This window comes from Marinobacterium sedimentorum (assembly GCF_024267675.1).
Lineage (GTDB): Bacteria > Pseudomonadota > Gammaproteobacteria > Pseudomonadales > Balneatricaceae > Marinobacterium_A > Marinobacterium_A sedimentorum.
In genome coordinates this window covers 44611-58039 of sequence record NZ_JALDYX010000011.1, presented here as the reverse complement: position 1 = coordinate 58039, position 13429 = coordinate 44611, and the positions used below count along the sequence as shown (strand labels likewise).

Sequence of the window (13429 nt, the reverse complement as noted above, 5' to 3'; positions counted from 1 at the left end):
TAACGCTTTATTGAGTGCCCCCTAAGGGCACTTACCGGACATTGCTTCACTTCGAGCGAAAGTGGCCGACAGCTCTATCGATACGTTTGCTGTCTTTCCTCTGGGTACTGGCAATATCGAATGACCTGTTTAGTAGTGGTCTATATAGGGACTGGCCCTTAATCGATCGATAGCAAGGTCGATAAACGATCTGATCTTTGCGTTGGCTTGCCGCCCTTCGAGATGAATGATGCTGACCGGAAGTGGTTTGGGTTCGTAGTCACGTAATATGCGCGTCAGGGAGCCGTTTTTTAACTCCTCACCAATCTGATACGACATTAGGCGGGTGATCCCAAAACCTTGCTTGGCCGCTGCTATTGCCGCTCCATTCTGTGAACACTGCAGACGCGGGGAGACTTTTACCGACTCCGTGCCTGTCGATGATTCAAACTGCCACGTCGTTGAAGGCTCAACCGTCGAGGCCTGAATAATTTCATGATCTATGAGATCCGAAGGATGCCCGGGCATGCCGTATTTTTTTAAATATATGGGCGAAGCGCACACAAGCCGCTGAATGCTTCCTACTGGAGTGGCAAAAACACTTGAGTCTTTAAGATGGCCAATCCGGATGGCTACGTCCAAACCCTCATCGAGTATATTGCTGATGCGATCGTAGAAAACCGCTCTTACTGCTACAGACGGATTCTGTTGCAAATATTCCGTCAGAATAGGCGCTATATGTATCTGACCAAACAAGACTGGAGCAGTGACAGATAAGACCCCTTTCGGCTCGGCGTAACTTCCTGATGCCGTTGCCACAGCCTGTTCGCGGAATTCCGGGGACAGTATACCTATTTCCCAGATCACCAATATACGCGCTGTGCCGTTAGCCGCTGTAGGGTTCAATGGCGCAGTTCGCTCCAATCAGTGCACCCTACGCCTGACGTTGGCACCCCTTTCCCGTTAGAAGCCGACGAGCACTGGGGTTATTTTCCGATCAGGCCCGTCAGGGGCGAGGCATGGATGCCGAGCCGCCGATGCGGCACAAGGATGTGCTGTCAGCGGTGCCCGGAAAATAATGTCAGCGCGCAGTGTCGCGGCTTCTTCGGGCGCTTTCTTTGGTTACTTTCTTTCGCGCGAGCAAAGAAAGTAACGCGCCAACAGGCGAAACCAGGATTATCCGACACCGGTAAAACTCCAATAATTCGACAACGCTGGAAGAAGGCAGTGCAACCCCGCTGTTGGGTTACGATCCTTCGGATCTTCACCCAACCTACAAACGCACCGGCTACGCTAGACATTACATTTGACCTGTTTGCCGGGAGCAAAAAACGGCCCCTGCGCCCGTGGCATACGACCGCCATGGATGGCGGGAATGCAGAAAATGCAGGAGCATTTTTCTGCCGTACATCCTGTACATCGCCACTCCTGCGCATCCCTGCGCCCGTGGCATACCGTACATCCTGTACATAAAAAAGCCGCCGAACGGGAGTTCGGCGGCAAAGGATGATCGGGATGCAACACCGATCTGACTGCGTAACCGCCCCCAGAGGCATGGGGTGCGGTTACCGGGTACAACGTCAGGCTGAGGTGATCAGGCCACCAGTTTCTCGCGGGTGACGAAGTCCTGGGTGTCGGCCAGGGCCTTGCCGAACTTCTCGATCAGTTCATCAATCTGCGCTTCGCTGATAATCAGCGGCGGGCAGAAGGCAATGCTGGAGCCGGCCACCGCCCGGGTGATCAGGCCGTGCTGCTCGCAGGCGCGCTGGGCAAAGGCACCCACGGCACCGCCGTCAAACGCCTTGCCGCTGGCCTTGTCAGCCACCAGTTCCAGGGCGCCGATCATGCCGCTGCCACGCACTTCACCCACCAGCGGGTGATCACGGAACTCCGCCAGGCGACGCTGCAGGTACTCGCCCATGCGGGCGGCACGGCCAAAGATATCGTCGCGCTGGTAGATTTCGAGGGTTTTCAGTGCCACTGCACAGGCGACCGGATGCCCCGAATAGGTATAGCCATGCCCGAACACACCCAGCTTGTTGCTCGGCTCAACCATGGCATCGTACAGGTCGCCGCTAATCACCGAGGCGCTGATCGGCATGTAGGCCGAGGACAGCTGCTTGGCCAGGGTCATGAGCGCCGGGCGCTCGATGCCCATGGTGGTGCAGCCAAAATCATTGCCGGTACGACCAAAGCCGGTGATCACCTCGTCGGCCCAGAACAGGATGTCGTACTTGTTCAGGATCGCCTGCACCTTCTCGTAGTAGCCGGCCGGTGGCACTATCACGCCACTGGCGCCGGTGATCGGCTCGGCGATAAAGGCCGCGATGGTATCGGGCCCTTCGCGCAGTATCAGCTGCTCCAGATTGTTGGTGATGCGCGTGACGAAATCCGCCTCGCTTTCACCGGCCAGGGCGCCCCGGTAGTAGTGCGGCGCATCGGTGCGCAGGATTCCCAGCGCCTCGACCGGCAGGTCGAAATGCGCCTGGTTCACCGGCAACCCGGTCAGCGAGGCCGCCGCCACGGTCACCCCGTGGTAGGAGCGTTCGCGGGCAATGATCTTGCGCTTTTGCGGCTTGCCGATAGCACTGAAGTAGTAATGCAGCATCTTGATATGGGTATCGTTGGCATCGCTGCCCGAGCTGCCAAAGAACACCCTGGCATTCTCCACCGGCACCATTGAGGCCAGCTTGTCTGCCAGCTCCATCCCGACACTGTGGGTCTTGCCACCAAACATGTGGGAAAAGGACAGGCTGCCCATCTGCTCGGCGGCCGTCTCGATCAGTTCGCGGTTGCCATAGCCCAGGGAGGTACACCAAAGACCGGCCATGCCTTCCAGATACTGCTTGCCGTTGCTGTCGTAGACATAGACGCCTTCGCCGCGCTCGATCGTCAGCTGCTCGATGGCCTTGAAGTTGGTGGTTGGATAAATAACAGCGCTCATTCTATGTTTCTCCAGGTTGCCGATTACTGACCGAGGCCGCCCATGCAGATGAATTTAACTTCCAGATAATCGTCCAGACCGTACTTGGAACCCTCACGGCCCTGGCCGGACTGCTTCATGCCACCAAAGGGCGTGGCATCGGAGCCCAGGGCAATCTCGTTGACGCCGACCATGCCAAAATCCAGACCTTCGCTGACACGCCAAACCCGGCCCACATCGCGGGTAAACACATAGGCGGCCAGGCCAAACTCGGTATCGTTGGCCATCGCAATGGCCTGGGCTTCGGTTTCAAAGCGGAAGATCGGTGCCACCGGGCCAAATATTTCTTCCCGGGCCACGCGCATGCCCGCAACCACATTGCTCAACACCGTGGGCTGGTAGAAGTGATCGCCCAGGGCATCAACCTGACCGCCGATCTCAACCTTCGCCCCCTTGGCGACGGCATCATCCACCAGCGATTGCACGTTGCGTACCGCCTTGGCGGTGATCAGCGGCCCGTGGGTGGCGTCTGCATCCAGCCCATTGCCCAGACGGAAGCCCTTGACCTTGGCGGTAAACTTTTCCACAAAGGCATCATAAATGCTGCTCTGCACCAGGATACGGTTGGCACAGATGCAGGTCTGGCCGGAGTTGCGGTACTTGGCGGCGATGGCGCCCGCCACGGCCGCATCCAGGTCCGCATCATCCAGCACTATCACAGGCGCATTACCACCCAGCTCCATGGAGGTGCGCTTGACGGTATCGGCGCTTTGCTTCATCAGCAGTTTTCCCACCGGAGTGGAACCGGTAAAGGTGACCTTCTTGACGATGGGGTTGGAGGTCATCTCGCCACCAATGGCGGGCGCATCGGCACCTGGCACCACATTCAGCAGGCCCGCAGGCACGCCGGCGCGATCCGCAAGCTCGGCCATGGCCAGCGCGGACAGCGGCGTTTCGGCGGCAGGCTTCACCACGATCGAACAGCCCACGGCCAGCGCCGGCGCCACCTTGCGGGCAATCATGGCATTGGGGAAATTCCATGGGGTGATTGCTGCCACTACACCGACCGGCTGCTTGATCACGATGGAACGGCGATCGCTCTGTGCCGGGATCACATCACCGTAAACACGCTTGGCCTCCTCGCCGAACCACTCCACGAAAGACGCGCCGTAGGCGATTTCACCCTTCGATTCGGCCAGCACCTTGCCCTGTTCCAGGGTCATCAGCAGCGCCAGGTCTTCCTGGTTCGCCATGATCAGTTCGTACCAGCGACGCAGCACAGCCGAACGCGCCTTGGCCGGGAGGGCTTTCCAGTCCTGCATCGCCAGATCCGCCGCCTCGATGGCGCGACGGGTTTCAGCCGCCCCCACCGATGCCACATCGGCCAGGTGTTCACCGTTGGCCGGGTTGGTGACAGCAAAGGTGGCGCCATCGTCAGCATCGACCCACTGGCCATTGATATAGGCCTGGGTTTTCAGCAGGCCGGGATCTTGCAATTTGATACTCATAGCGTGTCGCCTCGATGGGTTTGGCTGGCCGGCGCCCTGTATCGGCGCCGACTCAAAATCAGGGTTCTAGTTATAGGACAGGCTAGCCTTGCTTAATATGATGATTTAAAGAATCATACCTTTGTATTCACAATTGTATTAACCGTATCCAGGTGCTCTATGGGCAAGCGCAAAACGGCAATCAGTGGCCAGCTGGCTGATATGGATCTGCGTCTGCTGCGGGTATTTAAAACTGTAGCTGACTGCGGCGGCTTTACCGCCGCCGAGGTTGAACTCAACCTGGCCAATTCCACCATCTGCAACTACATGGCGGATCTGGAAAAACGCCTGGACATGCGCCTGTGCGAACGGGGCCGGGCAGGCTTTGGACTCACCGAACAGGGCAAGGTGGTGTACGAGGCAACCCAGGAACTGTTGTCGGCGCTGGATCAGTTTCGCAACCGGGTTAACCAGTCCCACGACCGCATCATGGGTCAGCTGGACCTGGGCTGCGCCGAGCACATGCTGGGGCTGCCGCGCAGCTTTCTGGTGGATGCGCTGGGCCGTTTCGCCGACAAGGCCCCGGATGTGCGCATGCGCATCGCCACCATGGCCTCGGACGAGGTGGTGCCGGCGGTGATGGACGGCCGGGTGCAGATCGGTATCACTGTGCTGCATGGCGACATGCCGGGGCTCAAAAGCCTGAAACTGTACGATGAACAGATGTCACTCTATTGCAGCCGCGGCCACCCGCTGCATGGCCGCAGTGAAGCGGATATCCGGCTTGAAGACCTGCAGGCCTACCGCTTTGTCGAGTCGCCCCGCCTGCTGCCGGGCCGTGAGCTGCACCCGGCCATGAGCGGCTGGAACAAGCAGGTCAGCGCCCACCATCAGGAAGCCCGCGCCACCCTGATTCTTACCGGCCATTATCTGGGCTTTCTGCCGTGTCACCTGGTGAAAAACTGGGGCTGGGGCTCGGAAATGCAGCCCCTGCTGGAAAGCGAACTGAGCTACAGCAACAGTTTCTACGCCATTACCAAACCCCGCACCGAACGCAACCTGGTGGTAGAGGCGTTTTTCGATTGCCTGCAGGATGCGCTGATGAAAGAGACGGCATAACTGGTACCGGGGCGCCAGAGACTCCTGCAGCCTGCCGCCGGGTCTATTTGGCTGCCCCGCGGGCAGTTTTGGGACAGGCATCGATAAGGGCACGGATTTCGTCCGCTTCCAGCGTTTCCTTCTCCAGCAGGGCCTTGGCTACTGACTCCAGCAGCACGCGGTTGCTGTTCAGCAACTGCGAAATCTCGACCTCGCGATGCTTCAACAGCTGGCTGAGTTCATCATCAATTACTTCGGCGGTATGCTCGCTGAAGTCCCGCTGCTGCGCCATTTCACGCCCCAGAAAAATATGCTCCTCGCCACGATGGAAGGCGACCGGGCCGATTTTCTCGCTCATGCCCCAGTGCGTCACCATATGGCGCGCCAGCAATGTGGCCTGCTTAAGATCCTCCTCGGCGCCGGAACTCACTTCACCGAAAATCAGTTTCTCGGAACAGCGGCCGCCCAGCATGACGCCGATGCGGTCATGGAGGTAACTCTGCTTGAAATTGTGCTGCTCGGTTTCGGGAATCTGCTCAGTCACCCCCAGTGCACGCCCTCTCGGAATGATGGTGACCTTGTCGAGTGGATCGGCATGGGGCAGCAGGCTGGCAACCACCGCATGACCGGCTTCATGGAAGGCCACCAGCTGTTTCTCGTCATCGCTGAGCAGCATCTCGCGCAGACCGCCCAGCACGACCTTGTCACGCGCCTCAAGCATCAGCGCCATGCCAACCTCGCTGCTCCCCTTGCGCCCGGCCAGCAGCGCCGCTTCGTTTATCAGGTTTTCCAGATCCGCCCCCGAAAAACCCACCGTCAGCGCCGCCAGACGCACCAGATCAACATCGCCCGCCAGTGGCACCGCGCGGGAGTGGATCTTCAGAATGGCCTGGCGCGCCGTCCTGTCCGGCAAGTCCAGCGTCACCTTGCGGTCAAAACGACCCGGGCGCATCAGCGCAGCATCGAGCACATCAGGCCTGTTGGTCGCCGCCAGCACCACGACCGCCTCATGGGGTTCGAACCCATCCATTTCGTTGAGAATCTGGTTCAGCGTCTGCTCGCGCTCGTCATGGCCGCCACCAAGACCCGTGCCGCGGGCACGGCCGATAGAATCAATTTCATCAATAAAGATGATGGAGGGCGATTCTTTCTTGGCGCTCTGGAACATGTCCCGCACCCGTGAAGCCCCGACACCCACAAACATCTCGATGAACTCGGACGCGCTTATGCTGAAAAAAGGCACATTGGCTTCACCGGCCACGGCTCTGGCCAGCAGGGTCTTGCCGGTACCGGGAGGTCCCATCAGCAAAACACCCCGCGGAATCTTGGCCCCCAGTTTGCGGTAGGGTTGCGGGTCGCGCAGATAATCGCTGATTTCACGCAGATCCCGCTTGGCATTGTCCAATCCGGCAACATCGTCGAAGGTCACGCTGGACTGCCCTTTATCGAAACGCTTGGCCCTGGACTTGGCAAAACCAAAAATCCCGCCGGCACCACCGCCCCCCATCATGCGCTCCTGCATCCGGCTGCTGACATACCAGAATAGACCGATAATCAGCAGCCAGGGCACCAACCCGATCAGCAGTCGCTGCCACCAGCTCCCCCCTTCGGACAGCACCCGCACTTCGACATCATATTGCTCCAGCAGGGGCATCAGGCCCGGATCATCGATCGGTGGCAGGGTCGTGATGAATTGCTTCACCTCCTGGTTGCCCGTCGCCTGCGAGCCTGGCTCCGGTTTGCGAAAGGTGCCGCTGACCTGCTCCCCCTGCAGGGTAACGCTGGCCACCTGCTCCGCCCGCACCCGGTCCTTGAAGGCGGTGTAGGACAGATCCGCCTGATGCTGACGTTTTGACGCATCGAGCCAGAAAAAGGAGAACAGCAGCACCGTCAAGAACCAGATGATCAGACGCGCACCGGAGCTCGGCCCCTGCACTGGGCTCATTCCTGACGGTGTATTTCCGGGCTGTTTGTCGGCCATTTAACTGCACTTTTTGGTGATTAAACTCATCCTATCAGTGTAGCTGACAGCGAACCCGCACCTTGCACTGCAGCGGCCAGCCGGCTTGTCGGCCCGCAGCCAAGCAAATCATGAACCAAAAACTAAACGATAATGATTTGCATTATTTTTTGATATTGTATATTTTCCCGCCTCAGTGCGCTGCCGCCTTCATGGGCAGCCCGTACCTGGCAGCGCTGCGTCCACTCATAAAAAACAATAGCAAGCGCAAAAGTACAGAAGGCAGATGATGTTTGATATCCATTTCGAGCTGAAAACCCTGATCAAGATTACACACCTGTTTGGCCTGGCCCTGGGCATTGGCGGCGCCTTGCTGCTGGATCTGATCATTTTCAATTTCTTCCACCGGCGCAGCATTAGCCGGGAAAAATTCGACATATTGCGCCAGTCAACCCGTGTCGTTAGCCTGGGTCTGGGCCTGCTCTGGATATCGGGCGCAGGCTACCTGCTGCACTACCTGGCCTATTTTGAACAGGGGCTGCACAACCCCAAGGTCTGGGCGAAAATCATTATCGTCGCCATTCTGACTCTGAACGGCATGCTGATTCACCGCTTCATCCTGCCCCATATAGAGGCCCGAATCGGCAAGACCCTGTTCCATGACTGCAGCCGGCGCCGACAGACGGCCATGCTTTGCGCCTCGGTAATCTCAGTGGTGTCCTGGCTCACACCCCTGGCACTGGGTGCCTGCAAGGAGCTGAATTTCAGCACCCACTGGAGTCAGATCCTGCTGGCCTACGGCGGCCTGCTGCTGCTAGGGGTTATCGTCATCCAGCTGATCAATCACTACTGGCTGAAGCAACCACCCAGCGCCTGCTGAAGCCCGGTGCACAAAACCCTCGAAGGTCCGCTAAAGGTGAGAACCCTGCTGATCGACTAGGAATCTGCCAGCTGGGCATCGCGCTGTTCGGTGTCCCGCTCCAGCGCCCGCATGGCAAATATGCCGGCCAGGGGTCCCAATGCCAGCAAGCCAAAGGCGGCGCCCCAACCTGCCGCCTGCTGAATAACCGGTATCAGCCAGATGGTGGGCACCGTGAGGATAAAGCCGATCGCCAGTTGCAGCGTCAGCGCCGTGCCGACGTAACTCTGGTCCGCCACCTCCGTCACCAGGGTGGAAAACTGGGCCGAATCCGCCACCACCCAGAAGCCCCACACCAGCCCCACCAGCAAAACCAGCAGTACCGGCGCCTGCTGCATGAAGCCGATAATGAGCGCACAGCCGCCGGAAAGTGCCATGGCGAGCGCCGTCGCTTTGGTGCGTCCCCAGTGATCCCCCAGCAAGCCACCGACCAGGCAGCCCGCAGCGCCGACACCGATCACGGCGAAAGTGCCGAAGGCCGCCCATCGGCCGGCTTGCTCCACCCCGTGCAGCGCCAGGGTGCTGGCAAAAAACACAGAAAACCAGGCCCACATGGCGTACAGCTCCCACATGTGACCGAAATATCCCAGGGAGGCCAGCAGCACCCTGCGATCGGTAAACACCTGCCAGGCCTTGCGCGGATCGAAGGGAGCACCGGGAAACGGGAAAGGACCATCACGCCCCAGAAACTCGGCAATAAGCCCGCCCGCCAGGGTCAGCAAGGAGGTGGCCACTATTACCCGCTGCCATTCCAGCCCACCCAGACCATTCACCAGATGGGGCGCCGCCGAGCCGAGGGTAATCGCCCCCACCATAATGCCCAGCGCCGTCCCGCGCTTGAATCGAAACCAGGTTGCCATGGCCTTCATGGCCGGCGGATACACCGCCGCCAGGCAGGCACCGGTGATGGCACGTAACAGGATGGCGCTCCAGAGCCCGGGCGCCAGCAACAGCAAAGCATTGGCCAGCGCCGCCAGCACGGCACCCAGCAGCATCAGCCGTCTTGGCGCAATGCGATCGGCCAGATTCAGCAGCGCCGACCCCAGCGCACCCGCGACAAAGCCCAGCTGCACGGCAATGGTCAGCCAGGCGGCCTGGCCATCCACCAGCCCCCAGTGCTGCACCAGTTGCGGCACCACCGCCGTGGCCGAGAACCAGGTGGTCATGGCCAGCAGCACCGCCGTTGCCAGCACCGCCAGCCCCCACCAGCAACCGGTGGGATCACGCTGCAGGACGCCTGTCTTGTTCGCTTCGCGCTTCATGCGGCTCGCCTTTGTTGTTGCAGAACATCTCTCATTATTGCCGTAGTGCCGGAAATCTACGACGACTTCCTCGCCCGCCTGCTGCAAGCCTCGCGCCGGGTCACCCTGGGCGATGCCATGAATCCCGATGTGTTCATGGGCCCGGTGATCTCCGCCAGCGCCAGGAAACGGATTCACGACTTTACCGACATTGGCCTGGCAGAAGGCACCACCCTGGCGCTGGATGGGCGCAACCCGCAACTGCCCGAAGCCAATCAGGACGGTTATTTCGTCGGCCCCACCATCTTTACCGATGTGACCCCCTGCATGGGTATCGCCCAGGAGGAAATCTTTGGGCCCGTGCTCAATGTTATCAAGGTGAGCTGCATCGACGGCGCCCTGCGCATGACCCGCAAGCACCCGCTGGACAATGGCGCCTGCATCTTTACCCAGAACAGCTTCTACACCGAGAAATTCATCAACGAGGCCGATGTCGGCATGGTCGGTGTCAACATCGGCATCTGCGCCCCCATCCCTATCTGCCCTTTGGCGGCATCAAGGGCTCCCTGGTGGGCAACAACAAGGTACAGGGCAAGGATGCCATCGACTTCTTTACCCAGAGCACGGTCGCAACGATTCGTGTCTTTGACCCCAGGTGCGCCGAGCCAGCTGCAGCAACAACGGCCGACAGTACTGTACGCAGCTGCGTCGCCAGCTGAGCTGAGCTTTATTGAACTGACTGGGCCTGCATGCAATAACCGTTACAGACCTCGACCGAGCGCCTGTAACTCACAAGCGCCCTGAACCCTGTGCAGCCGCCTGGGGTTCAGGGGTCGGGACGCAAAAACCAGCCTTTGCCCGGCCGGTTAACTGAAACCCGCCGAATAAAAAGCTCTAAAACAATGTTCTTATAATATAAATGGCTGGAGCCGGAGCCCATTGGTGCTGGATCTATAGCTGCAGCGAACGGCAGAGCTATTTTAAGCATCTGGATCGCATCACAGGCTACAGCCTGTGGAGCAAAGAGACACGACCAACACAACAATAAAAATGGAAAACGGAAAACGACGGCATGCATGTATTAACCCGGCAGGTTCATACATGCAGCAGGGACGCTTCATCATTGGGCCTTCTGTTGAACCGATGGCCCAATGCGAACCCCACCCGTTCTCTCGAAAGAGCGCAGCACGTCCACGCACGTGCACCTGTTGTTGTGGGGTGACCGCACATACGCATCCATGCGTGTGCAGCATGACCGCCAAGGATGGCGGAAATCCTTACTTTGCAGGAGCAAAAGTTAAGGGACCGTACTTCCTGTACATAACGGGCAAATAGGGAGGGAAGCTATTTGCCAGCCAGGTTAATAACAGGCTCGCTGCCATCATCCTTCGCCGGCTTTAATTTGCCACTGTCGCATACTGCTCAAAGGCTTGTATCTGCAGTTAAATTTTGGCGTTCAAGCGTTATTCCAAGGCGGCATGTTCAGCCATTAGCATCTACACTCAGTGCAGCATAAATCAGCTTCAGTATTGAACTGGCATGGTATCAGGCAGCACTGCGATATAAACAGGCTTGGAGTAGCGCATTCAATGACAGATACCTCGACCACCGGCCAGGCCCCTTCCTCCGATGACCAGTATGTCCGCTTTATCAACGTCAAGAAAAGCTACGACCAGCACAATCTGGTAGTCAAAGACTTTAACCTCGATGCCCGCAAAGGTGAGTTCGTCACCCTTTTGGGGCCGTCCGGCTCCGGCAAAACCACCTGTCTGATGATGCTGGCGGGGTTCGAAGATGTTACCAGTGGCAGCATTCTGATTAACGGCGAGCCGGTCAATAATATTGCGCCCTACCACCGCAATATTGGCATGGTCTTCCAGCACTATGCCCTGTTTCCTCACATGACAATCAGTGAAAACCTGGCCTACCCGTTAAAGGTGCGCAAAAAATCCGCCGATGAGGTCAAGCGTCGCGTCAAGGAATCCCTGGCGCTGGTTGAACTGGCGGATTTTGGCAAGCGCTACCCCGGCCAGCTGTCCGGCGGCCAGAAACAGCGCGTCGCCCTGGCCCGCTCGCTGATTTTCGAACCCAGTATCGTGTTAATGGACGAACCTCTGGGTGCGCTGGACAAAAACCTGCGTGAACAGATGCAATTCGAGATCAAGCGCCTGCACGAAGACCTGGGTTTTACCGCCATCTATGTCACCCATGATCAGACCGAAGCTCTCACCATGTCCGATCGCATCGCCGTATTCAACGACGGTATCGTCGAGCAGTGCGCCGCTCCTGAAGAGTTGTACGAGCGCCCCGCCAACTCCTTTGTGGCCGACTTTATCGGTGAGAACAACCGCATCCCCGGCACCGTCGCCCGCATTGAAGGCGGGCGCGCCCAGATCAGCCTGGCCGATGGCAGCAGCGCCACTACGCTGAACCCCAACTGCCCGCAACCGGGCGAGCCCTGCATGCTGACCATTCGCCCTGAAAACCTCTTTATCGCCGGCGACACCCTGCGCGATAACTGCATTGAGGCCAGTTTCACCACCCGGCTTTATGTCGGCGACTCTATCCGTTACTTCTTCAAGATGAGCAGCGGCGCAGAACTCATGGTCAAGGCACTCAACGACAGTCAGGCCCCGGTTCTCACACCCGGTGCCCTGACTCGCCTGACCTGGGACCTGGCCGACGGCCTGGCGCTGGATCGCGCCATCTGACTCGAGCATTCACAGCAGCACCCAACACAACGCGCAGAAGGAACAATAACGATGCATACTCTCAAGCGGCTAGGCGTGGCACTCGCACTCTGCACGGCGGCCAGCCCGCTACTGGCTGACCAGTTCACCGCGGTGTCGTTCGGCGGCGCCTACGGTGCCGCCCAGCAAAAGCACATGCTCGATCCCTATATGGCGCAGTCAGGCCACAAGATCCTGTTTGAAAACTACTCCGGCGGCATCGCCGAGCTCAAGGCCCAGGTCGAAAGCGGCAATATTCTCTGGGACGTGGTGGACATCGAAGTCATCGACCTTGAACGCGCCTGCTCTGAAGGTCTGCTCGAAGTCTTCCCCCACGACAGCCTCCCCCCCGGCGATGACGGCACGCCCGCCAGCGAAGACTTTTCGCCCCAGGCGCTCTCCAATGAATGCGGTGTCGGCAATATCGTCTGGACGGTGCTCTACGCCTACAACAACGACACTATTCAGGGCGGCAAGCCGAGCACCATCGGCGACCTGTTCGATACCAGTACTTACCCTGGCAAACGCGCCCTGCGCAAACGCCCACAGGTGAACATGGAATGGGCCCTGATCGCAGACGGCGTACCGCCTGCGGAAGTTTATGATCTGCTGGCCACAGACGCAGGCCAGGCCCGTGCCTTCGCCAAGCTGGATACCATCAAGGACGATCTGGTCTGGTTCGACAGCTGGTCCCAGGCGCCGCAGCTGCTGAACGATGGCGGCGCCGTGATGGTGCAGTCGGCCAACGGGCGTATCTTTGATGCCATTCAGAGCGACAAGAAACCGTTTGAAATGGTCTGGGACAGCCATATCTTCGACCTGGATGTCTGGGCCATCGTCAAGGGCAGCAAGAACAAGGCACTGGCGGAAGACTTCATTCGTTTCGCCACCAGTTCAAAACCCGAAAGCGGCATGCAGGACGTTGCCTACGGCCCCACGCGCCAGTCGTCCTATGCCTATGTCGATAAAGCCATTCTGCCCAAGCTGCCCTCGGCTCACCTCGATGAAGGCCTGCAGGCTTCCGGTGAATTCTGGGCTGACTACGGTGAATCTCTGGGTGAAAAATTCAACGAGTGGCTGCTGAAGTAAGCCG

At 58.9% G+C, this 13429-nt stretch carries 10 protein-coding genes; 5 read left to right on the top strand and 5 right to left on the bottom strand.

The features are described 5' to 3' along the window. Positions 1–129: 129 nt before the first annotated feature. The 3 genes from MRS74_RS11535 to MRS74_RS11525 form a co-directional block, all read right to left on the bottom strand. The gene (locus tag MRS74_RS11535) at positions 130–903 is read right to left on the bottom strand and encodes a LysR substrate-binding domain-containing protein (protein ID WP_254580439.1); all 774 of its coding nucleotides are present in this window, start codon (positions 901–903) and stop codon (positions 130–132) included. 670 nt (positions 904–1573) lie between these two features. Next, positions 1574–2923, bottom strand: coding sequence for an aminotransferase (locus MRS74_RS11530; RefSeq protein ID WP_254580438.1), 1350 nt, complete (start codon positions 2921–2923; stop codon positions 1574–1576). A 23-nt stretch (positions 2924–2946) separates the two neighbouring features. Further along, complete coding sequence (locus tag MRS74_RS11525; RefSeq protein ID WP_254580437.1) at positions 2947–4410, bottom strand: NAD-dependent succinate-semialdehyde dehydrogenase; 1464 nt, start codon at positions 4408–4410, stop codon at positions 2947–2949. A 159-nt stretch (positions 4411–4569) separates the two neighbouring features. Here MRS74_RS11525 and MRS74_RS11520 point away from each other — a divergent pair, with 159 nt between their 5' ends. Next, positions 4570–5508, top strand: a complete 939-nt coding sequence (locus MRS74_RS11520; RefSeq protein ID WP_254580436.1) for a LysR family transcriptional regulator — start codon at positions 4570–4572, stop codon at positions 5506–5508. A gap of 43 nt (positions 5509–5551) precedes the next feature. Here MRS74_RS11520 and ftsH read toward each other — a convergent pair whose 3' ends face one another. Next, positions 5552–7432 carry an ATP-dependent zinc metalloprotease FtsH gene (gene ftsH, locus MRS74_RS11515; RefSeq protein WP_254580435.1) on the bottom strand — a complete coding sequence of 627 codons (1881 nt, stop codon included), beginning with the start codon at positions 7430–7432 and terminating at the stop codon, positions 5552–5554. A gap of 301 nt (positions 7433–7733) precedes the next feature. Between ftsH and MRS74_RS11510 the strand changes: the two genes are divergently transcribed. Then, on the top strand, positions 7734–8327 hold the full coding sequence (locus tag MRS74_RS11510; protein WP_254580434.1) for a hypothetical protein: 594 nt from the start codon (positions 7734–7736) through the stop codon (positions 8325–8327). A gap of 56 nt (positions 8328–8383) precedes the next feature. On the opposite strand, the gene MRS74_RS11505 is transcribed toward MRS74_RS11510, so the two are convergent. Continuing rightward, on the bottom strand, positions 8384–9628 hold the full coding sequence (locus MRS74_RS11505) for an MFS transporter (RefSeq protein WP_254580433.1): 1245 nt from the start codon (positions 9626–9628) through the stop codon (positions 8384–8386). On the opposite strand from MRS74_RS11505, the gene MRS74_RS11500 reads away from it, so the two are divergent. From MRS74_RS11500 to MRS74_RS11490, 3 genes are all read left to right on the top strand, one after another. Further along, a complete protein-coding gene (locus MRS74_RS11500) occupies positions 9587–10411 on the top strand; it encodes an aldehyde dehydrogenase family protein (RefSeq protein WP_368671264.1) in 825 nt (274 codons plus the stop codon). The genes MRS74_RS11505 and MRS74_RS11500 overlap by 42 nt on opposite strands. 785 nt (positions 10412–11196) lie before the next feature. Then, positions 11197–12318 (top strand): ABC transporter ATP-binding protein, encoded by a 1122-nt coding sequence (locus MRS74_RS11495; RefSeq protein ID WP_254580431.1) that lies wholly within the window; start codon positions 11197–11199, stop codon positions 12316–12318. A 51-nt stretch (positions 12319–12369) separates the two neighbouring features. After that, the gene (locus MRS74_RS11490; protein WP_254580430.1) at positions 12370–13425 is read left to right on the top strand and encodes an ABC transporter substrate-binding protein; all 1056 of its coding nucleotides are present in this window, start codon (positions 12370–12372) and stop codon (positions 13423–13425) included. Positions 13426–13429 lie beyond the last annotated feature (4 nt).